Raw genomic sequence first — 20788 nt, forward strand, 5'->3', positions numbered from 1 at the left:
AATTAAGGCCGGTCGGCGGTTTTTTCGCCGTCACGCACCTTGACCTTGGCGCCGGGCGCCATCATGGCCGGGTTGGTGACGATCACGCGCTCGCCGCCCTTGAGGCCGCTGGTGATGACCCAAAGTCCGTCCAGCATCGCAGGCGCTTGGACGGGGATGGCTTGCACTTGCTCCTGCTCGTCCACGACCATGACGGTGCTCGACTCCGCCGTGCGGATCAGGGCGTCGCGCGGCACGAGGACGGATGAAGGGTTTTCTGCCTGTTTCAGTTTGACCTGCACATAGGCGCCCGGCAGCAATTCGCGCTCCGGGTTGATGAACAAGGCGCGCATGGCCACGGTATCGGTATTGCTGTCCACGGCCAGGTCGGAGAAGAACAGCTTGCCGGGGTGCGAATATTCAGACCCGTCCGGGAATACCAGTTTCACCTCGATGCTGTTTTGCGCCATGCCTTTCATCTTGCCGCTCTTGATGGCGCGCTGCAGCGCCATGACTTCTGTCGCTGGCTGTGAGAAATTGACGTAGATCGGGTCGATCTGCTCAACCGTGGTGAGGGGAGTGGGGGAGTCAAGCCCCACTAGGGCTCCTTCGGTGACCATGGCCCGGCGCGCGCGCCCGTCGATCGGGGAGGCGACCCTGGCGTACCCAAGATCCAACTTGGCCTTGTCCAGTTGCGCCTTGGCTGTCAGCACTTGCGCCTTGGCCTGCAATTCCTCTGCCGCTGCCGCCTGGTAGTCGCGCTCGCTCACGGAGTGGTCGCTGGCAAGGTCGCGGTAGCGTTCGAGTTTGTCCAGCGCATTGCGGTGGTTGGCTTCCGCGCTTGCCAGAGTGCCGGCCGCCTGGTCGCGTGCGGCAGTCAATAGCTCGGGGTTGATCAGGAACAAGGGCGTGCCTTTCTTCACCTCCTGGCCTTCCTGGTATAAGCGCTCGGTGACGATGCCCGCAACGCGCGCGCGTACTTCCGCCTGGCGATAGGCCTCCAAACGGCCGGGTACGGAGGCTTCGATCGGTGTCGCAGCGACGCGGGTGACGTACACTTCGACTTCCGGAATATCAGCATTTTCTGCTTGTTGTTCCTGGCTGCAGGCGGTGAGGCCAAGCATGAATGACGCGAGCAGCCATGGCGTGCTGCGTCCAAATAATCCTGATGACATAGGCGTGCTCAATGAAGAGTAAGATGGAATGGTAGCTGGAATTGATTCAGCGTTTAAATTTTCATGCACTATATCATAATCAATCATGACTGATTAATTAAATTTTGGTTATAATGCCGGAATGCATAGCTAGTGTTAAATGGAGTGCCTGTGGCTAGAAAAACGAAAGAAGACTCCCTGCGGACGCGCTCCAGCATTCTGGATGCTGCCGAGCGGGTCATTCTCGAGCGCGGCATCAGTTATGCCACCATGGCTGATATCGCTGATGCGGCGGGGGTGTCGCGCGGAGCGGTTTACGGGCATTTCGAAAACAAGATCGAGTTGGCGATCGCCATGTGCGAGCGGGCATTGGCCCTGGCTGCCACGCCAGAGCGCAAACCGGCAATGTCCGCGTTGGAAACGCTTTACGAGGAAGGTATGTATTTTCTCAAGCTCTGCGGCGAGCCAGGCTCGGTACAGCGCGTATTGCAGATACTCTACGTGCAGTGCGATACCAACGAAGACAACTTGCCTTTGCTGGAAATCCGCGACCGCTGGGAAATGCAGTGCCGGGCGGATGCGGAGAATTTGATCCGCGAAGCGGTTGCCAGCGGCGAATTGCCTGAGGACATCGACGTCACGCTTGCCAACCTCTACCTGTTCTCTTTGTTCGACGGCATCTACAGCACCCTGTTCTGGGCAAACCGCGTCAAGCAGGATCGCTGGCAAGTGGCCGCGACGCTGTACCGGGCTGGCTTTACAGCATTCAAGACGGCGCCCGAACTGCGGAAGAAGGCAGTGGGCTAGCCTGCGCCGTACAAGTGCTTGTAAAGAATCAGGCTGCCGATCCCGAGCAGGATCAACCCGCCGATGATTTCCACCGTATGCTTCGAGGCCGAGCCGAGCACGCGGCCCAGCATGACCCCTGCGCTCACCATGATGCAGGTCACGATGCCAATCGCAAACGCCACCGGCACGATATCGACATCCAGGAAGGCCAGGCTGACGCCGACGCTCATCGCATCGATGCTGGTGCCCAGCGCCGTCATCGCCAGCAGCATGAAGGAATGGCTGCGGGGCTTCTCGACCACTTCGCCTTCGGGTGTCAGGCCCGACCAGATCATGCGTATACCCAGGATGGAAAGGATGCTGAAGGCGATCCAGTGATCCCAGGCCGTGATGTAATCGGCGGCTACGCGCCCCAAACTCCAGCCGACCAACGGAGTAATCGCCTCGATGACGCCAAAAATCAGGCCTGTGCGCAAAGCCTCCAGCAGGCGCGGCCGATGCAGCATCGCACCCTTGCCGATTGCAGCGGCAAACGCATCGGCCGACATGGCAAATGCCAGAAAAAGGATAGAAACGATATTCATGGATTCATTGCGTGGGGTTGGGCGCGATCAAATGGCCGCCAGACCGCCCAACCGGAACGTACTGGCATCCATTAGTCTCGCCAACCAGAATGGCTACCCGCACCACGACAGAAGCCGATTATGTTGATGCGGGCGCTTCGGAAAGAAGCAGGCTACTCCCTAAAGATAAGTGCATTTTACTATAAATCATCCAGGCTGACGAAGCTTGGCAGGCTTTTGTCCCGGGCTTCAGATGCCGAGAATGAGTCTGCCCGCGCGATTCCGGCCTAGATTGCATATGTGGCCGAAACCGTTCCGAGGCTGATGTGGATTGCGCTCTGAAACGCCAATAGCTTAGCTTTTCTTTTTGCGCTCGGAACGCGCCTGGATCTGCCTGGCGATCCATTTCATCGGCGTATTGAGCTTATCGACGCCATAGTATTGCTTGAGAAAATACAAGCGGGTCGTGCGGCTCAGGTGCATGAGGTCGCGATTGAGCGTGGCGAGGTCCTGCAAGGTGCGTAGCACCGGTAGCAGCTTGATGCGCGCCTTCTCCAAATCGATCAGCATGCTCTCGAAATTGCCGCTGGGTGTTTCCTTGACGAAAATATGCTTGGGGTAGAGGGCGCGGTGCTGGAAGCGTGCCGTGTGCAGTTTCGTCACCGTATGCGCTACGGATGCTACGAGTTTTCGTTGCTTTGCAATGCTGGCGTTAACATTGAAAATCCCGGCAGCGAACCGGTCCAACGGAGAAAAGCCGACTAGTTCGGCCGTGAGCAGCACGGCATTGACGTCGTTCCCTTCCTTTTTTTCGGAGAAGAAAAGCGGCGCCGGCACCGGGACGCCTCGCCGGGAAAGGTGGAGTAGGTTCTGGTATTCGCAGTAAAAGGTGGATACTCCGTGCCACGGGTGGCGCCATGTCCTGCGCATGAAGTTGTGCTGGCGCTTGAGGAAGGCGTAAAACGGACCTTTCCCGTCCGCATCCCTGCACAGGATGCGGTTGACGCCGCTCCATCCCTGGCGGTGTCGGTTGGGCGCTTCAAACCATTCTCCAGCATAATTCCAGAGGGAATCGAAATCCAATTCAGGAGTAGCGGCAGGCTTGCGGTATGGCATAAGTGGCTAATTGGTGTTGTCATCAATATTTCATCAATGGTACTTATAAATGTAGTAAATCAGTGCTAGGAAGGGGAGCGGGAAGTGAAGTTTTTTGTGAAAAATGCAACTATGCTGACATAAATACAACAGTTATAGACGGCGCGTATTGAACATGTTTCATTTTTCGTTGGAATTGATGCTGAGCTTGATTGTGTTTGCGACGGTGTCCTCGATTACGCCAGGCCCGAATAACCTGATGATCATGTCATCGGGCTTGAACTACGGCTTCAGGCGGTCGTTACCGCATCTGCTGGGCATCAGCATCGGGTTCGGCCTGATGGTCTTGCTCATCGGTTTGGGCGCGCAAAGCCTGTTCGAGCGTTATCCTTTCCTGCATGCATTGATGAAGTATGTGGGCGCTACTTACCTCTGCTGGCTTGCGCTCAAGATTGCGACGGCTCCAACGGCTGAGGTGAACGGCACGACAAAAACACTGGGAAAACCATTCAGTTTTCTGCAGGCCGCTGCGTTTCAGTGGGTCAATCCTAAAGCATGGGTCATGGCCGTCGCTGCATTGACTGCGTATTTGCCGCATCCATCGAGCATGGCTGATGTCGCGGCTTTGAGCGTGGTGTTCATGCTAGTGAACTTCCCTTGCGTTGGCGCATGGGCTGGATTCGGCGTGGGGCTGCGCCGCGTCCTTTCCCAGCCAGGCAGGATGCGGACGTTCAACTGGGCCACTGCGCTGCTCTTACTTGCGTCGATTTATCCTATCCTGGCCAGCTAAAGGCCATGGAGATGCGATACGTAGTAGAAGAGGACGGGGCTGAGCAAAAGGTTCATGATGCTCAGGAAGTCCGTCGCCTGGTGCAAGCGCAACAGGTGATGGTGGCGTTTGAGGAAACGTAGCCTAAATTGGCTTTTGTATTCCTTTTTTAACGATTTGATATCAAAGATGTAGCGGTCGGTGATGAAATTCATGCCCATGGAAACCGCCGTGCACAAGATCATGAAACCTAAACCCGTGAAAAACACATACGGATCGTCGGCGATATCCGTCATGAATAAAGCGAGCATCGGAAAAACATAGCCAACAAGCAACACGAAGAAGCTTGAATAAACATATCGCCTGGCCAGGGCACTGTATTCACTCATCTGGGGGGGGGGAGAAGGTCAATGGCAATGCGTGAATATATCATTTCAAGCACGTTCACGGACGTGCTCGAGAGAGATATTTAAGCTCGGCATTAAGAGCGCGGTTGACAAAACTGTTGCTCTACTTTGCCGTGTCATTTGCGCCGCCTGCGGCAGACCGCCTGGCCAGCATCGCTTCACAGCGTTTTGTCAGTTGCTCTATGCAGGTTAGCCTGGCTGAATAATGACGCCCCCCAAGGGCGGAATGGTGACGACGAGGGATTGCGGGTGACCCATCCATGGCTGTGCTTCGGTCTGCAGGCCGTTGCCGTTGCCCTGGTTGCTTCCACCGTAATATTCGGCATCGCTATTGAAGATTTCCCGGTAATGCCCGGCCTGGGGTACGCCGACACGGTAGCCGCTGCGCAGAACAGGGGTGAAGTTGAGCAGCACCAGCACAAAACTGCCGTCCCGCGCCCGGCGCAAGTAGTTGATGATGGATTGGTCGCTATCGCTGCAGTCCACCCATTCGAACCCGTGGGAATCGAAATCGAGATCATGCAGGGCAGGCAGTTGGCGGTATAGGTTGGATAAGTCCCGGTTCAGGCGCTGCACACCCTGGTGCCAGTGCGAATCAAGCAGTTGCCAATCCAGGCTGCTGTTGACGTTCCATTCGCGTCCCTGGGCCAGTTCGTTGCCCATGAAGTTGAGCTTCTTGCCGGAAAGCGTCATTTGGTAAGTGACGAGCAGGCGCAGGTTGGCGAACTTCTGCCAGGCATCCCCTGGCATCTTGTCCAGCAGGGACCGCTTGCCATGAACGACCTCATCGTGCGAGAAGGGCAGGACGAAGTTCTCACTATAGGCATAGAGCTGGCCGAACGTCAGTTTGTCGTGGTGGAAGCGCCGGTGGATGGGGTCGTGCTCCATATAGGAGAGCGTGTCATTCATCCATCCCATGTTCCATTTCATGGAAAAGCCCAACCCGCCAAGGTAAACGGGGCGTGAAATCATGGGCCAGGAAGTCGACTCTTCCGCCACCGTCAATGCGCCCGGGAAATCCTCATGCACCATGATGTTGAGCTGTTTGAGGAAATCGATGGCTTCCAGGTTCTCTCGCCCGCCATGCCGGTTAGGCAGCCATTCGCCTGCCTTGCGGGAGTAGTCGAGGTAGAGCATGGACGCCACGGCGTCCACCCGCAGCCCGTCAATGTGGAACTCCGCCAGCCAGTAATGCGCGCTGGCCAGCAGGAAGTTGCGCACCTCGTTGCGGCCATAGTTGAAGATGTATGTGCCCCAGTCCTGGTGTTCGCCCAGCCGCGGATCCTCGTGCTCGAACAGTGCCGAGCCGTCGAAACGCGCCAATGCCCAATCGTCCTTGGGGAAGTGGCCCGGAACCCAGTCCAGGATGACCCCGATGCCGGCCTGGTGGCAATGGTCGATGAGGTAGCGCAGGTCATCCGGGCTGCCGAACCGGTTGGTGACGGCGAAATATCCCGTTGTCTGGTAGCCCCATGATTCATTGAGCGGGTGCTCGGAAATGGGCAGCAGCTCGATATGGGTGTAGCCCATTTCCTGCACGTAGGGCACGAGTTGGTGTGCGAGCTCGCGATAGGTCAGGAATTCGCCATCAGCATTGCGGCGCCATGAGCCAAGGTGGACCTCGTAGCAATTGAAGGGCGCATGCAGCCAGTCGGCCTGGGCGCGTTTCTCCAGCCACTGCGCATCCTGCCAGGCGTAATGACCGTTTGCCGTGACTTTGGCTGCCGTGCCGGGCCGTTGTTCAAAGCTGAAGCCATAGGGGTCGGTTTTGGTCAGGATCTGGCCGCTGTGGCGGTTGCGGATCTCGAACTTGTACAGGTCGCTGCTGGTCAGCCCGGGGATGAAGATTTCCCATACGCCGCTGCTGCCGTGCACGCGCATCTGGTGTATGCGGCCATCCCAGTGGTTGAAGCTGCCGACAACGCTGACGCGTTCCGCGTTGGGCGCCCATACCACGAAGCGCACCCCGTGCACGCCTTGTTGTTCGCAAAGATGGGCCCCGAAAGTGCGATAAGCCTGTTTCAGCCTGCCTTCGCCGAACAGGTACAGCTCATCCGGCGACAGGGCGGTCCAGAATGAGTAGGCGTCATAGGTTTCCCGGCTGCGTCCTTCTTCCTCCAGCCTGATGCGGCATGGCACAGGAGGCGGCGTGCCGCCTTGCCATTCGAACAGGCCGGCCTCGTGGCTGCGCTGCAGCGGTTCCCAGCCGGTTGCGGTCTGCAGCCAGGCTTTTTCTGCGAACGGCTGGAATATGCGCTGGACGTACTGCTTGCCGTCCTGGTGCAGGCCAAGATACGCGAAAGGATCATGATGGCGCGCATTGAGGATGTGAGTGAATTGAGGGTCTTGCTTTGGTTTCGTCAAAATAAGTTCCCAGTGTTCTGTAGATGGTAAGTTCCCGAACAACTAGGCGGGAAGCGCTTTTCCAGTCAATTGCCTATAGCTTAGTAGGAAACTTCGTGCCTATAATGGTTCTACAGAGTAAGACTATTGCGAATAGGCCCGGTTCGCACTCTGTTGTTACAAGATATATGACCAAACTATAAATCAGGAGGGGCAAAAATGCAGCAGCATGAATTGAGTTCTTCTCGTTTTGTCAGCACCTTGACCAAGAATACGGTAGCCCTCATCCTCGCCGGAGGCAAAGGCAGCCGCCTCAGGGACTTGACCAACTGGACGGCCAAGCCGGCAGTGCCGTTCGGCGGCAAATTCCGCATCATTGATTTCCCGTTATCCAACTGCATCAATTCAGGCGTACGCCGCATCGGGGTGGTCACCCAGTACAAGGCGCACACGCTGATCCAGCATATCCAGCGCGGCTGGGGGTTCCTGCGCGGCGAGTTCAACGAGTTCGTCGAGCTGCTGCCGGCGCAGCAGCGCATACAGGAGGAATGGTACAAGGGAACCGCCGACGCCGTATTCCAGAATTTGGATATTCTGCGCCAGACCAGCGCCGAATTCGTCCTGATTCTCGCCGGCGACCATGTGTACAAGATGGATTACGGCCAGATGCTGGCCGCCCATGTGCGCAACAAGGCGGACATGACGGTTGCCTGCATCAATGTCCCGCTCAAGGAGGCCAGCGCTTTCGGCGTCATGGGGGTGGATGAGAACGACAGGGTGGTGGACTTCGAGGAAAAGCCCGCCAACCCGACCAGCCTGCCGGAAGATCCCGACCATGCGCTGGCGAGTATGGGGATCTATGTATTCAACGCGGCTTTTCTTTACGAGCAGTTGATCCGCGATGCGGACGACCCGAAGTCCTCGCACGATTTTGGGCATGACATCATTCCCTACCTGATCAAGAAGTACCGCGTGTACGCCCATCGCTTCACCGACAGCTGCGTAGGCGCGGCCGACGGCAACTATTACTGGCGTGACGTTGGTACGGTAGATGCTTATTGGGAAGCGAACATGGAGTTGACCAAGGTCGTCCCCGAGCTGAACCTCTATGACAGGCAATGGCCGATCTGGACTTACCAGGAGCAACTGCCGCCCGCCAAGTTCGTATTCGACAATGAGGAGCGCCGCGGGCAGGCGACAGATTCGCTCATTTCGGGCGGTTGCATCGTCAGCGGGGCCAGCGTCAGAAACTCCGTGCTGTTTTCAGATGTCAGGGTGAATAGCTACAGCAGCATCGAGCAGTCCGTGATCCTGCCCAAGGTCGATATCGGACGGCATGTGACATTGCGGCGCGTCGTGGTGGATAACGGTGCACGCATACCGGACGGCATGGAGATAGGCGTCAACCTGGAGCTGGACCGCAAGCGCTTTCATGTCTCGGAGCAAGGCGTGGTGCTAGTGACGCCCGATATGCTGGGGCAGAACCTGCACTATATACGCTGACATTTGAACCCGGCGCAGATCGGGCAGCATTATCCATGCTTTATTTCAAGTAAAGGTAGATATGACTGCATCGCTTCCGAAGCTGTACCTCAATTTGTATTGGCACATGCACCAGCCGGATTACCGCGACATCCTCAGCGGCGAATACGTGTTGCCATGGACTTACCTGCACGCCGTCAAGGATTACACCGACATGGCTTACCACCTGGAAAACAATCCGGATGCGCGGGTGAGCTTCAATTTCGTGCCGGTGCTGCTGGATCAGTTGGAGGATTATGTCGAACAGTTCGACAGCGGCGACATCCGTGACCCGTTGCTGGCGCTGCTCGCCAAGCGGGACATGAAGGCACTGACGCAGGATGAGCGCTGCCTGATCCTGCACAGCTGCTTCAAGGGCCACCATGAAAAAATGCTCGCGCCATTCCAGCATTACCAGTGTCTTTACAACATGTACGTCAAGCTCGAGCCGTACGGCAAGAGCATGTTCAATTACCTGTCGGGCCAATACATGGCCGACCTGATCGTGTGGTATCACCTGGCCTGGACCGGGGAGAGCGTGAGGCGCAGCCACCCGGAAGTGCAGGCGCTCATGAGCAAGGGCAGCCAGTTCACCCTGGAGGACAGGCAAACCCTGTTCAATGTGATTGCCGACCTGATCCGCAACCTGATCCCGCGTTATCGCGCGCTTGAGTCGGCAGGGCAGGTCGAGATTTCCACCACGCCGCATTACCATCCCATCCTACCGTTGCTGCTGGACTTCCGTTCCACGCGCGACGCCATGCCATACGCGCCATTGCCGCATAGTCAGCACTATCCGAACGGCAAGCAGCGTGCCAAGGTTCATATCGAGGAGGCGCAGGCTTCGCACCGGCGCCGGTTCGGCAAACCGCCCATCGGCATGTGGCCTGCGGAAGGCGCAGTGTCGCACGAGGCGCTGACCTTGCTGGCCGAGCATGGCGTGCAGTGGGCCGCGACAGGCGAAGGGGTGCTGGCCAACAGCTTGTACAAGTCATTCGACGCCAGCGAACTGCCGCCGCGCCATGAATACCTGTACAAGCCTTACCGCGTCAGCAATGGCAAGGACCACATCATCTGCTTTTTCCGCGACGACCACCTGTCGGACAAGATCGGCTTCGAATATGCCAACCAGCATGCGGATAACGCCGTGGCGGATTTTATCGGCAGCCTTGAACATATCCATGCCCAGAACACTAGCGATCAGTCGCCCGTGGTCAGCATCATTCTCGACGGCGAAAATGCCTGGGAATACTATCCCTACAATGGCTACTACTTCCTGAGCCAGCTCTATGCGGCGTTAAGCCGGCACGAAAACATCATCATGGTCACGCCGAGCGAGCTGGCTGCCCAATCTCTCAAACCCGGTTCCCGCCTGCCGATGGGCGAATTGCCGGCAATAGCGGCGGGCAGCTGGGTCTACGGCAGCTTCAGCACCTGGATAGGCAGCACCGACAAGAACCGGGGCTGGGACCTGCTGTGCGAAGCCAAGGAGGCATTCGACGCCGTGATGCAGGAAGGGAAGCTGAGCGAGGCCGAGGCCGAGGCCGCAAGCAGGCAATTGGCGATCTGCGAGGGATCGGACTGGTTCTGGTGGTTCGGCGACTACAACTCGGCATTGAGCGTGAGCAGCTTCGACCAATTGTTCCGCCGCAACCTTGCCAACCTCTACAGCCTGCTCAAGCTGGAGGTGCCGGAAAGCGTGGGGCAGGCCATCAGCAGCGGCTCGGCAGACGCCACGGCAGCCAATGCCGGCACCATGCGCCGCGGCCAGGCCGTGGAATCGTCGATTTAACACTCAATTTAACCCATAGAACGGGAGCAGGAATTGGCTAGAACTGTTGCGTTGTTGCTTGGCGTACATGCCCACCAGCCGGTAGGCAATTTCGAGAGCGTGCTGGACGACGCCCATGCGAGGTGCTATGGGCCGTTCCTGAGGGTGATGCACGAATATCCGGCATTCCATTTCTCCATCCATCTCAGCGGGTGGCTGCTGGAATACATGCTCAAGCAATTTCCCGAGGACATGTCGTTGTTGCGCGAGATGGTGGAGCGAGGGCAGGCGGAATTGTTCGGCGCCGGATTTACCGAGCCCGTGCTGGCTTCCATCCCGGTGCAGGACCGGATCGGCCAGATCAACACCTTGTCGCATTTCCTCCAGCGCGAGCTGGGCGAGGCGCCGCAAGGCGCATGGTTGACGGAACGGGTCTGGGAGTCCGGCGTCGTGCCGGCGCTTGCGGATGCTGGCATCAAATACGTTACCGTGGATGACTACCATTTCATGTGCACAGGCAAGGAAGCCGCCGCATTGAACGGGTTTTACACGACGGAGGAGGATGGTCGCCATGTCGACCTGTTCCCCATTTCCGAAGCGTTGCGCTACCGCGTGCCGTTCTCGCCTGCCGACGAGGTGGTGCGCTATCTTGAAAGCCTGGCAGGCCAAGAGGAAGAAGGGCAGCCTGCCGCGGTGTATTTCGATGACATCGAGAAATTCGGTATCTGGCCTGAAACCTATCAATGGGTATACGAACGCGGATGGCTGCGCCAATTTGTCGAAGGCGTGCTCAATTCCGAAGTGATCAAGCCCATGCGCTATAACGACTATCATCAGCAGGCGCGGACGAAGGGCGTGGTCTACCTGCCCACCACTTCCTACATCGAGATGAACGAATGGTCCTTGCCCGTGCCTGCGGCGCACCATTACGCCGACCTAGTGGCGCAGGAGCGGCAGCACCAGCGCTACGACATCACCAAGCCGTTCGTCCGGGGCGGCATCTGGCGCAACTTCCTTATGCGCTATCCCGAGTCCAACTGGATGCACAAGCGCATGCTGGGCCTTTCCCGGCGCTACCACAGCCTGGAACCGGCCTTACAGACGGCCGAGATGCTGAAGGTCCTGTATGAGGCGCAGGCGAACGATGCCTATTGGCATGGCCTGTTCGGCGGCTTGTATCTGCCGCACTTGCGGCGCGCGGTCTACCATGCGCTGATCAGGCTGGAAGCGTTGCTGGACCAGGTCGAGAAACGCCAGGCTGCGCAGGTGCTGGATATCGACCTCGACGGCCGTGACGAGCTTTTCGTACAGAATGGCACGCTGCAAGCGGTGGTCAAACTGGATGAAACGGCGGCGATCGTCGAGCTGGACAGCTATGCGCTCAATCATAATTTCGGCGATACGCTGACCCGGCAGGCGGAACACTACCACCGCAAAATCCATTCAGCCCCCGAGCAGCATCAGCAAGGCGACGGGATTGCCAACCCGCACGAGCAAATGGGCGCCAAGCATGAAATCCTGCCTGGCGACCTCGAGACCGATGCCTATCGCAAGGCATTGTTCCATGACAGCTGGCTGGACAGCGGGGCCAACATCCCGATTCGTTACCGGCAGGACAGCGCTGCCAAGGCCGGGTTTTCCGGCTGGTTGCCAGGCGGCAATGCGGCTTTCCTGAGCAAGCAGTACAAGCTAGAGCGCAATACGCTGCGCGTAGCGTACCAGGCCTTGGATGCGGCTGAGGTGTCGGGCAGGCTGCGGGTCGAAATCAACCTGGCCATGCCAAGCTGCGACGGACCGGCAGGACGTTTCCGCCAGGGGCATATCCTGGGCGGCTTCGGACAGCCGCTCAGTTTGGACGACTGGCAGGAACTGTTCCTGGACGATGACGTGCTCGGCGGCACCGTGCGCCTGCACAGTAGCGCTCCGGCCAGCTACTTCAGCTATCCGCATTTTTCCGTCTCCCAGTCGGAAGCCGGGTTTGAAAAGATTATGCAGGCGGTGACGATCATACTGGAGTGGCAGCTGGACCAGCTTGCTTCCGGAATCGAATTGAGTGTTGAAATAATTAAAAACAAATAGTTATTGGATTTTATTAATTTTAATTATCGGAATGAGTTCAGGCGGTCATGGCTAAATTGAGCTTGGGTGTGGACATCGGCGGCACCAACCTCAGGGCGGGGGTGGTGCAAGACAGGAAAGTCATTCACGAACAAAGGTTTCCTGCGGACTTCTCATCCATTTGCAAACAGCATGCGCCTGCTATTGCCTTGCAGGAAATCCTCCGGATCAGCCTTTCCGCATTGCAGCAGGCGATCAAACTGTACCCCGGTGTTGGCGCTATCGGTATGGGTTTTCCCGGCTTCATCGATCCGCAGTCGGGCTACGTCATGCAGTCGCCCAACCTGCCTGGCTTGCGCAACGTGGATATCGCCGGCGAGCTGTCCCGGCTGGTCGGCCTGCCGGTCAAGATGGAAAACGATGCGCTGGTGGCAGCATTGGGCGAGTTCATGTTGCTCGAAGCCGCACCCCGCAGCATGGTCTATATCGGCCTCGGCACAGGGGTAGGCGGCGGGTTGATCCATGCCGCCAGGCCTTATCCAGGCGAGCATGGCATCGCCATGGAGGTCGGGCACATCATCACGGAACCTGGCGGGCGCAAATGCGGCTGCGGCAACCATGGCTGCCTGGAGCAATATGCCGCCGCGCCAGGGGTCATTACGAGTTATGCGCTTGCGACGGGAGAGACACTCTCCGCCCGCGACATTGCAGACAGGGCGGCCCAGGGCGATGCCGCTGCCCTGGAGGCTTACGTCCTGGCCGGACAGCACCTGGGACGGGCCATCGCCCATATAGCCAAGATCCTGGACCCGCAACTGGTATTGATCGGAGGCGGCATGAGCCAGGCTTGGCCGTATTTTGCTCCTGCGATGCATGCCCAGCTCGACCAGGATTCGATTCCCGTGCTCAAGGGCAAGATCGACATCAAGGCATCCGGCAGCAGCGACCAGGCAGGGATTATCGGTGCAGCCCATCTCGTGCACGGCTGATATTGCATTGCCTGATTTTGCGGGCACTCCGATGTTCGTGCAGATGAAGCCGTCCAAATAAAAAAACGGCTATGGATTCCATAGCCGTTTTTGTTTGCCGAGATTTTGCTTTCCGGAATTTACGCTTTAGGTTTGCTGTCAGGCAGTTGCGCAATGATCTGGCAGGCCAGCGTGCTCCAGTAGGGCAGGGATTGCAAGGTCAGCATGGTGACCCACAGCTGCGCATCGAGGTTGCTGAAGCCGCGGGCGTAGAGCATCGCGCCGGCGGAAACGATCAATGCCAGCAATAGCAGGACTTCCTCGCGGATAGGCGTGAGCAGCCCGAAGATGCTGCCCTTGACGGCCTTACCCTTGTTGGTGGTCTTGAATACGCCGCGTTTCTGGATCAGGCCCATCATGATGCCGCGCGCGATCGTATGGGAAAGGCCGAGGCCGGCCAGCGACGCGCCGAAGATGTCGGACCATTTGCAGTCCATGGTCTTGCGGTAGAGGATGGGGCCCAACGCGCCCTTGACCACCAGGAAGCACAGCACCGGCGTCAGCATGATGGAGACCGGCAGGCTGAACGACTTGGGGAAGGCCAGCATGGCCAGGGTCCAGCCGATCGAGCTCATGGTGAAGATCAACTGCAGGCCGTCGCCCAGCCAGCCCAGCCAGCCGGTCAGGAAGTGGTAGCGCTGGCCGAAGCTGAGCGTGGACCTGCCCAGCAGCTTGGGCAGGTGGTGCTTGAGGATCTGCATCGCGCCGAAGGCCCAGCGGAAACGCTGCGACTTCAAGGCCTCGAAGTTGGCAGGCGTGAGGCCGCGGCCGAACACGCGGTCGATATAGCGCAGCTCGTAGCCGCCTTCCAGCAGGCGCAGGCCAAGTTCCGTATCCTCGCAGATGCACCACTCGGACCAGCCGCCGAGATCGACCAGGGCCTTGCGGCGCACCAGCGTCATGGTGCCGTGCTGGATGAGGGCATTGCGCTCATGGCGATGGTGCATGCCGATACGGAAGAAACCCTCGAACTCCCAGTTGCTCATGCGGCGGAAGAAGTTGTTCTCGAATTCGCGGTGTGCCTGAGGCGCCTGCACCACGGCCACGCCCTGATCCGAGAAGTGCGGGATGAGCACCGCCAGCCAGTCGCGGGTGACGACGTAATCTGCATCGACCACGCCCACCACCTCAGCACGCGGGTCGGTCTCCTGCAGCGCGAAGTTGAGCGCGCCGGCCTTGAAGCCGGGCCATTGCGGCAAGTGGTAGAATTTGAAGTTGTCCGGCAGCCTGGACATGTACTCCTCGACCGGCTTCCACTTGCTCTCGTCCTTGGTGTTGTTGTCGATCACGAGGACTTCGTAATTGGTGTAATCGAGCTGCGCCAGGCTTTCAATGGTGGCGATTACCATCTCGGGCGGTTCGTTGTAGCAAGCGAGGTGGATGGAAACAAAGGCTTCCTGCTCCGCAGGCACCGGAACGGCGGGCTTGTAGCCCCTGATCCAGTAGCCCTTGAACATGACTTCGCTGAACTCCACGGCATAGGTCATCAGCACCGCTGTGGTCATGAGCAGTGCAAGAATCAAGGCGACCAGGATGATCATGTCGCGCAGCGAATAGTAGTAGTCTCCCGGCAGGTTCCAGGTGACCACGAGCACGGTGATGCAAGCCTGAAGCAGGATTGCCAGGGAAATCTGCGCCCCTGTGCCCCAAGTACGGAACCGCACTGCAATGATGAGGATGGGAATGAAGGCAAGCAGCGAGCCCCATAACGCCTTGGACACCCAGCGCAAGTCCTTGGGCACGGCGCCGTGCAGGGAGTACTTCTCCTGGCGCTCCGCATCGAACATGCCCCAGTAAGCCCCGGCCCAGCCCTCGATCTTCACCTTCCATGGCTGGTCTATGGCCTCCATGAGATAGTAGTCGTAAGGTTCGAAAGCGGTCTTGGCGAGGAACTCGCGCACGAAACGGGCCTGGTTGACGTTGGAAGCGACGGAGGCATCGATGGTGGGGCCCTTGCTCGGCCAGCCGATTTCACCGATGACGATCTTCTTGCGCGGGTATTTGTCGATCAGCTCCTGATACCGTTCCAACGCGTAATCCACGGCTTTCTCGGCAGGCAGGCCCTCATGGTAGGGCAGCAGGTGCACCGTGATGAAGTCGACGTGCTTGACCAGCTGGGGGTAGCGCAGCCAGACGTGCCACGGCTCCGCGGTGGAGACCGGCACGCGCGAGGTGCGGCGCGCTTCTTCCAGGTAGGCGATCATTTCGTCTACCGTGAGGTCGGCGCGCAGGATGGCCTCGTTGCCAACGATGATGCGTTCGATATTGGGATATACCGCCGTCCTTGCCAGCAAGGCTTCCAGTTCGCGCTGATTGTCCTCATGCTCGGGGCCCAGCCATGCTCCCGCTGTCACCTTGAGCCCCACTCTGGCGGCAAGTGCGGTGGTTTCCGGGTTTTCCAGCGCGCCGTAGATACGGATGCGGTTGGTGTACTTCTTCATGAGCTCCAGGTCTTTCAATATCTCCGTGGTGCTGGGATATTTACGTTCCTGGGGGCTTTGCCCGATTTGGTAGCCGCTGTAGGCGAAGCCGTTGACGATGGGCGGCGCGTCGATCAGCGGCAACGCCCGGTTGATGATCTCCCAAATGCCGAAATGCAGCAGGGTGACTGCCAATGCAATGATCAGGGCTTTGCTGTATTTATTGATGAATTTCATATCGTTGTCTTTGGTTTTTTACTATTGACGCCAGACGCCCCCTCAAACCCTGGCTCCCTTACGCGGCCAGCTCGCATATGCGAGCAAGGCGACCACGCCTAGCCATAAGAGTGCGTGCGTGTTCAACGGTTCCAAGATCAGGCAAATCAATGCTGTCGCCAGCGCGATGATGTTGAGCTTGCGATAGCGGCCGAACGTGGTGCGATGTAGCAATCCCAGCAAGGCCAGGCCGATGGCGTATTGCAATGCCGGCAGGGCGTAAAGCGCCAGCGGGAAATTGCGGTAGCGGCCGTCTATCGTATAGATGACGTAGCCGATCATCGGGTGCAGTTCGATATCGCGCGGGATGAAGCTCATTTTCGGGATCAGCAGGAAGCTGGTGACCATGCCGGCGAGCACGAGCACGAACAACAGGCTATGCGCCAGCTTGTTTTGCCCGCGCGCGATCAAGGCGGGTAAGTTGAGCAGGGCAACGATGCCGGCCAAGCTGATGCCGGCCAGCACGATCCACTCCATCGTGTCCCGGCTGGCGGCAACCAGGTAGCCCCACTGTACGTACGCGGTGGCCCCGGTCAGGATGCCAAGCGAGCCCATCGCCAGCAGGGCGGGCAGCCTGCGCTCCTTGCGCGCCAGGGTGAGGATGACGAATACCGCTAAGCCGGTCAGGGCCCAGATCAATGGCTGGATGCCGTCGCGGCGCTCCGCTACCGGCCCCTTGAATTCGAACTTGCTCTCCAGGCCGGTATCGTAAAGGCCCCAGTAACCGCCGACAGTGCCTTCAAGGTCGCGTTTCCATGGCTGGTCGATGGCCTCGATCAGGTTGTAGTTCCAGTTCTTGTTGTGCGCAGTCTGCACGAATTGGCGCAGGTAGGATGCCTGGTTGACCAGGCTGGGCACCGAGGCGTTGCGGTGCTTGCCGACCGACGGCCATCCGGTCTCGCCGATGAACAAAGGCTTGGAGAAGGTCTTGCCCATGGTCTCCATGACGAACTCTGCATGAGGGATCGCATTGTCTATGCTCTGCGGGTCGTCCTCCCAGTAGGGCAGGACGTGTACGGTGATGTAGTCCACGGCTTGCTCCAGGCGGGGATGCTTGAGCCAGAATTCCCAGACGTCGGCATAGGTGACAGGGACTTCGGTGCTGGCCTGGGCCTGCTGCAGGTAGGCGAGCATGACATCCTCGGTCTGTTCCTTGCGTAGCAGCACCTCGTTGCCGATGATCAGGCCCTTGACCGTGTCGGGATAACGGTTTGCCAGCTCGATCGCCAGCTCGACCTCCTTGTCGTTCTCGAGCTTGACGTAACCTATCCATGCGCCCAGCAATACCTTCATGCCGAGTTTGGACGCGGCTTCGGGAACATAGTCCAGGCCCTGCTTGACGGAATAGGTGCGTACGCAGTCGAAACGTTCCGAGAGCAGGCGCAAATCGCGTTCTATCCTGGACTTATCTGCTACCGTAGTGGCGATGAAAGGGGTTTCTCCCTTGCCGTAATAAGGCGCGTAGGAAACGCAGTTGAGCTTGCCGTTGGCTGGCAGTTCAGGGTCAGGCAATGCAACCGGCTGGTTTTGCTGCCAGAACCAGTGCGCCAACAATGCAATTAACAGGAGGTTGAAGATACTGTATCGCCACAAGGCAGCAGTTTTTAGCATGTTTTGTATGAATTTATGTTGGTATTGTTGGAGAGTCGCGAAAGCCGCGTTCGGTCAGCGATTTTGCGACGGACTATATTAAAGCACCTCGCCAGCAAATACAAAAAGGCCGCCTGTTTGAGACCTGTCCAGCATGGGATTGGTTGCACCGGCCTGGCAGGAAATATTTGCCCGGGCTTGCAGAGATGACATATATACGCGTTACAATAGCCCGCTATTGCCACAAGAATCAGAGTCCTTCGGATGAAAAAAGTAATAATCGTTTCGGCCATGCTGGCTTTTTCCGGCCTGGCTCAAGCAAAACCAGCGTTTACCGGCGTCAACTACACCGGCCTTTACGAATGCAAGGGGGAAAACTCCTCCATTGGCGCTTACGACCTCGTTGTTGCATTGCGCCTCAACCGCGTCAGCAGCCATGGCAAGTTCGGCGCCTATTACTATGAAACCGAAACCGTGAACTCCACGGTCTACCATGGCCAGGCGGTGGTCATCGGCAACCGCATGGCGATCAGTTTCAATATCCGCGACAAGAAGAACAACGTGGATCACAGCACCGGCCTCGCCACGATCAAGAAGGTAGGCAAGGACAGGTGGAGTTTCCGCAAGGAATACTTCGAGCCCGACGACAGCGGCGGCAGCTATGGCACTGAAGAGTGCGTCATGAAGGTGCTGACCCCCGAGGAAAAGGAAGCCCTGGAGAAGAAGAGCCAGGAAAAAACGCCTCCCAAACCCGCAGCGACAGCGCCGCGCAGCAGCAAGGCGCAATAATGAAACAGGCCCGAAAGGGCCTGTTTCATTATCAGCATGCGGTATCAGCGAGCGAACAATTGGCTGGCTTTTGCCGGCCGGACGTCCAGCTCCTGCAGCATTCCGGCAAAGCCGGGGCCGGAAAACACCTCGTATTCAACAGGGCGGGCCTGCCGGATCGGGTCCGTGCCGTCCGTGCCAGCCAGTCCGGGATGGCACATCAGGGCGCACAGGCGTCCCGCTCCGATTTCCTTGCCTGCCATGGCAAGCCATCTCCTCAGCTGCTTTTGGTAAGTGGCCGCGCTGCTATCAAACGCATAGATGCCCAACAAGGTGTCGGTAACGGCAAACCCGCGGCTCAATGCCTGCCTGCGCATCGCCCGGCTTCCCAAAGCCGAGATCACCCAGCCTTTCACGCCGTCATGCGCGGGATGCGAAACCCTGATCCACGGCAGTTTCCCGGCATAGCGGGATTGCAGCTCGTCCAGTAATGCGTCGGGCACCTGCGGTAGCTGGTGCACATGTTGGTGGCCATCGACATAATCCGGGGCGCTGTTCATTTCCCGCTCGAAAGCGTCCAGTTGCTGCGCGATCGTGGCCTTTAGCTGCTGACGGTCCAGTCTTCCCAGCAAGCTGCGCATGACCAATTGCGGATGCGGGTGCCGCACGGGCCGGGAATAAGTGGTGAAATCCAGGTGCAGGCCGATGTCGGCCTGTTGCCTGATCTCAGGGGTGATGGCTGCGGCTGCTTCACGCCAGCGCGGGCTGAGGCTCAGACATGAGGTGGCGGTGAGGCGTCCCATGCGGATAAGCTCCAGGATGCCGTGGTCGATGGCCGGCCCCTGGGCATAATCGTCCGCGCTGATGATCAAAGGGATGGCCATTTCAAGCTCCTTTCTTGAACGCCCAGAAACGGCTCAGCAGGTACGTCGATGCGGCCACGACCACCATCACGGCCGCCAAGGCCAGCCAGAAGGGAAGCTGGCTGAAGCGCAGCAGGCTCAGCAGCAGGAGCTGGTTGCCGGCAAACCCGGCGCAGGCCACCAGCAGGAAGCGGGGCAGGGCGTATCCGTGCGTATTGCCGCTGCCGGCAAACGACAAGGCATGATGGCCGATATAACTCACCGGGAAAGCCAGCAGGAAGGCGAGGAAGTTTGCCAGGCCGGGGCTGAACGCCAGCCAGCCTTCGAGGACAATCGCGCTGAGGTAGTGCACCAGCGCGGCGGCGGCGCCGACAATGGTGAACCACGAGACCGACCTGGCGTCCGCGCGGGCGCTCATGGCTGCGGCGGCTCGCTCTGGTAAGCGGCGGAGACTTCGGCGACGATGTAGGGAGGGCGTCCCTTCACCTCGTCGTAAATGCGCGCGATGTATTCGCCGAGGATGCCGATGAACAGCAGTTGCACCCCTGAGAAGAACATCAGGCTTGCCACCACGGTGGGCCAGCCCGGGATGGATTCGTGGAAGAACATTTTTTCCAGGATCACCCAGATGCCGTAAATGAAGGCCAGCAATGCCAGCAATCCGCCGACCGCGCTCGCCAGGCGCAACGGGATGACCGAGAAGCTGGTGATGCCGGTCCAGGCCAATTGCATGAGCTTGAGGCGGGAAAAGGTGCTGACGCCGTGGCTGCGCGGAAGCGGGGTGTAGGGAATGCCGATGGATTTGTAGCCGACCCAGGCGTACATCCCCTTCATGAAGCGGTTGCGCTCTGGCAGGTTGCGCAGCGCGTCCACCACATTGCGGTTCATGAGGCGGAAATCCCCGGCATCGCGCGGAATGGTGATGCGCTCGCCCAGGGTCATGATTTCATAGAACACCTTGGAGCCCCAGCGCTTGAAGCCCGATTCGACATGCCGGTCCTGGCGTACGGCATAGACCATGTCGTACCCTTCGCGCCATTTTTCCAGCATCTCGCCGATCAGGGCGGAGGAATGCTGGCCGTCGGCATCCATGCAGATCACGATATCGCCGCCGGCATACTCCAGCCCGGCGGTAATTGCGTACTCCTTGCCGAAATTGCGCGAGAAGCGTACCAGCGTGGTGCGCAAATACGCAGGCAGGCCGCGCACGATGTCGGCGGTCTTGTCGCGGCTGCCGTCGTCGATGACGACGATGTCCCAATGCGGGGACAGGGTGGCGAGCTGGTTGGCAATGTTCTCGACGGTAGATGTGATCGCCGCCGCTTCGTTGAAGGCGGGCACGATCACGCTGATGTGGGGATTGGATTGGCTACGATCTGTTGTCATCAATACGC

General features: G+C 58.6%; 17 protein-coding genes and 1 riboswitch. Of the genes, 7 read left to right on the plus strand and 10 right to left on the minus strand.

From position 1 onward, the window contains the following. Window positions 1-2 precede the first annotated feature (2 nt). On the minus strand, window positions 3-1154 hold the full coding sequence (locus ACKF11_RS07455) for a MexX/AxyX family multidrug efflux RND transporter periplasmic adaptor subunit (RefSeq protein ID WP_407996557.1): 1152 nt from the start codon (window positions 1152-1154) through the stop codon (window positions 3-5). 150 nt (window positions 1155-1304) lie between these two features. On the opposite strand from ACKF11_RS07455, the gene ACKF11_RS07460 reads away from it, so the two are divergent. Continuing rightward, the gene (locus ACKF11_RS07460; protein ID WP_407996558.1) at window positions 1305-1940 is read left to right on the plus strand and encodes a TetR family transcriptional regulator; all 636 of its coding nucleotides are present in this window, start codon (window positions 1305-1307) and stop codon (window positions 1938-1940) included. On the opposite strand, the gene ACKF11_RS07465 is transcribed toward ACKF11_RS07460, so the two are convergent. Together ACKF11_RS07465 and ACKF11_RS07470 are read right to left on the minus strand one after the other, a co-directional pair. Next, window positions 1937-2506 (minus strand): manganese efflux pump MntP, encoded by a 570-nt coding sequence (locus ACKF11_RS07465; RefSeq protein ID WP_407996559.1) that lies wholly within the window; start codon window positions 2504-2506, stop codon window positions 1937-1939. The two genes, ACKF11_RS07460 and ACKF11_RS07465, sit on opposite strands and share 4 nt — an antisense overlap. A gap of 66 nt (window positions 2507-2572) precedes the next feature. Further along, window positions 2573-2679: riboswitch (yybP-ykoY riboswitch) on the minus strand. Window positions 2680-2839: 160 nt separating this feature from the next. Further along, on the minus strand, window positions 2840-3601 hold the full coding sequence (locus tag ACKF11_RS07470) for a lipopolysaccharide kinase InaA family protein (RefSeq protein WP_407996560.1): 762 nt from the start codon (window positions 3599-3601) through the stop codon (window positions 2840-2842). A 178-nt stretch (window positions 3602-3779) separates the two neighbouring features. Here ACKF11_RS07470 and ACKF11_RS07475 point away from each other — a divergent pair, with 178 nt between their 5' ends. Beyond that, window positions 3780-4370 carry a LysE family translocator gene (locus ACKF11_RS07475; RefSeq protein ID WP_407996561.1) on the plus strand — a complete coding sequence of 197 codons (591 nt, stop codon included), beginning with the start codon at window positions 3780-3782 and terminating at the stop codon, window positions 4368-4370. Here the strand turns inward: ACKF11_RS07475 and ACKF11_RS07480 are convergent. Then, on the minus strand, window positions 4367-4645 hold the full coding sequence (locus ACKF11_RS07480; protein ID WP_407996562.1) for a hypothetical protein: 279 nt from the start codon (window positions 4643-4645) through the stop codon (window positions 4367-4369). The two genes, ACKF11_RS07475 and ACKF11_RS07480, sit on opposite strands and share 4 nt — an antisense overlap. A gap of 300 nt (window positions 4646-4945) precedes the next feature. Then, window positions 4946-7123, minus strand: coding sequence for a 1,4-alpha-glucan branching protein GlgB (gene glgB / locus ACKF11_RS07485; RefSeq protein ID WP_407996794.1), 2178 nt, complete (start codon window positions 7121-7123; stop codon window positions 4946-4948). A gap of 195 nt (window positions 7124-7318) precedes the next feature. On the opposite strand from glgB, the gene glgC reads away from it, so the two are divergent. The 4 genes from glgC to ACKF11_RS07505 all read left to right on the plus strand — a co-directional run bounded on the left by glgC (window position 7319) and on the right by ACKF11_RS07505 (window position 13438). Beyond that, the gene (glgC, locus tag ACKF11_RS07490) at window positions 7319-8602 is read left to right on the plus strand and encodes a glucose-1-phosphate adenylyltransferase (protein WP_309565197.1); all 1284 of its coding nucleotides are present in this window, start codon (window positions 7319-7321) and stop codon (window positions 8600-8602) included. 61 nt (window positions 8603-8663) lie between these two features. Then, window positions 8664-10412 (plus strand): glycoside hydrolase family 57 protein, encoded by a 1749-nt coding sequence (locus tag ACKF11_RS07495; protein WP_407996563.1) that lies wholly within the window; start codon window positions 8664-8666, stop codon window positions 10410-10412. A gap of 33 nt (window positions 10413-10445) precedes the next feature. Beyond that, a complete protein-coding gene (locus tag ACKF11_RS07500) occupies window positions 10446-12470 on the plus strand; it encodes an alpha-amylase/4-alpha-glucanotransferase domain-containing protein (protein WP_407996564.1) in 2025 nt (674 codons plus the stop codon). 47 nt (window positions 12471-12517) lie between these two features. Next, on the plus strand, window positions 12518-13438 hold the full coding sequence (locus ACKF11_RS07505) for an ROK family protein (protein ID WP_407996565.1): 921 nt from the start codon (window positions 12518-12520) through the stop codon (window positions 13436-13438). A 119-nt stretch (window positions 13439-13557) separates the two neighbouring features. Here ACKF11_RS07505 and ACKF11_RS07510 read toward each other — a convergent pair whose 3' ends face one another. Next, the gene (locus ACKF11_RS07510) at window positions 13558-16134 is read right to left on the minus strand and encodes a glycosyltransferase (protein ID WP_407996566.1); all 2577 of its coding nucleotides are present in this window, start codon (window positions 16132-16134) and stop codon (window positions 13558-13560) included. 42 nt (window positions 16135-16176) lie between these two features. After that, the gene (locus tag ACKF11_RS07515) at window positions 16177-17784 is read right to left on the minus strand and encodes a glycoside hydrolase family 17 protein (RefSeq protein WP_407996567.1); all 1608 of its coding nucleotides are present in this window, start codon (window positions 17782-17784) and stop codon (window positions 16177-16179) included. Between the two features lie 243 nt (window positions 17785-18027). On the opposite strand from ACKF11_RS07515, the gene ACKF11_RS07520 reads away from it, so the two are divergent. Further along, window positions 18028-18552 carry a hypothetical protein gene (locus ACKF11_RS07520; RefSeq protein ID WP_407996568.1) on the plus strand — a complete coding sequence of 175 codons (525 nt, stop codon included), beginning with the start codon at window positions 18028-18030 and terminating at the stop codon, window positions 18550-18552. 44 nt (window positions 18553-18596) lie between these two features. Here ACKF11_RS07520 and ACKF11_RS07525 read toward each other — a convergent pair whose 3' ends face one another. From ACKF11_RS07525 to ACKF11_RS07535, 3 genes are read right to left on the minus strand one after another with little or no spacing between them, the layout of a single operon-like run. Continuing rightward, entirely contained in the window at window positions 18597-19415 is an 819-nt protein-coding gene (locus tag ACKF11_RS07525) for a ChbG/HpnK family deacetylase (RefSeq protein WP_407996569.1), read from the minus strand. A 1-nt stretch (window position 19416) separates the two neighbouring features. Further along, the gene (locus ACKF11_RS07530) at window positions 19417-19812 is read right to left on the minus strand and encodes a GtrA family protein (protein ID WP_407996570.1); all 396 of its coding nucleotides are present in this window, start codon (window positions 19810-19812) and stop codon (window positions 19417-19419) included. Then, on the minus strand, window positions 19809-20780 hold the full coding sequence (locus tag ACKF11_RS07535; RefSeq protein ID WP_407996571.1) for a glycosyltransferase family 2 protein: 972 nt from the start codon (window positions 20778-20780) through the stop codon (window positions 19809-19811). Before ACKF11_RS07535 ends, ACKF11_RS07530 begins: the two co-directional genes overlap by 4 nt. Window positions 20781-20788 lie beyond the last annotated feature (8 nt).

It is taken from the genome of Methylobacillus draconifructus (assembly GCF_045984385.1).
GTDB lineage: Bacteria > Pseudomonadota > Gammaproteobacteria > Burkholderiales > Methylophilaceae > Methylobacillus > Methylobacillus flagellatus_A.

Coding starts and splice junctions, on each gene's coding strand:
- ACKF11_RS07455 (WP_407996557.1), bottom strand. CDS start 1,154: ATGTCATCAGGATTATTTGGACGCAGCACGCCATGGCTGCTCGCGTCA.
- ACKF11_RS07465 (WP_407996559.1), bottom strand. CDS start 2,506: ATGAATATCGTTTCTATCCTTTTTCTGGCATTTGCCATGTCGGCCGAT.
- ACKF11_RS07470 (WP_407996560.1), bottom strand. CDS start 3,601: ATGCCATACCGCAAGCCTGCCGCTACTCCTGAATTGGATTTCGATTCC.
- ACKF11_RS07475 (WP_407996561.1), top strand. CDS start 3,780: ATGCTGAGCTTGATTGTGTTTGCGACGGTGTCCTCGATTACGCCAGGC.
- ACKF11_RS07480 (WP_407996562.1), bottom strand. CDS start 4,645: ATGACGGATATCGCCGACGATCCGTATGTGTTTTTCACGGGTTTAGGT.
- glgC (WP_309565197.1), top strand. CDS start 7,319: ATGCAGCAGCATGAATTGAGTTCTTCTCGTTTTGTCAGCACCTTGACC.
- ACKF11_RS07495 (WP_407996563.1), top strand. CDS start 8,664: ATGACTGCATCGCTTCCGAAGCTGTACCTCAATTTGTATTGGCACATG.
- ACKF11_RS07505 (WP_407996565.1), top strand. CDS start 12,518: ATGGCTAAATTGAGCTTGGGTGTGGACATCGGCGGCACCAACCTCAGG.
- ACKF11_RS07510 (WP_407996566.1), bottom strand. CDS start 16,134: ATGAAATTCATCAATAAATACAGCAAAGCCCTGATCATTGCATTGGCA.
- ACKF11_RS07515 (WP_407996567.1), bottom strand. CDS start 17,784: ATGCTAAAAACTGCTGCCTTGTGGCGATACAGTATCTTCAACCTCCTG.
- ACKF11_RS07520 (WP_407996568.1), top strand. CDS start 18,028: ATGAAAAAAGTAATAATCGTTTCGGCCATGCTGGCTTTTTCCGGCCTG.
- ACKF11_RS07525 (WP_407996569.1), bottom strand. CDS start 19,415: ATGGCCATCCCTTTGATCATCAGCGCGGACGATTATGCCCAGGGGCCG.
- ACKF11_RS07530 (WP_407996570.1), bottom strand. CDS start 19,812: ATGAGCGCCCGCGCGGACGCCAGGTCGGTCTCGTGGTTCACCATTGTC.
- ACKF11_RS07535 (WP_407996571.1), bottom strand. CDS start 20,780: ATGACAACAGATCGTAGCCAATCCAATCCCCACATCAGCGTGATCGTG.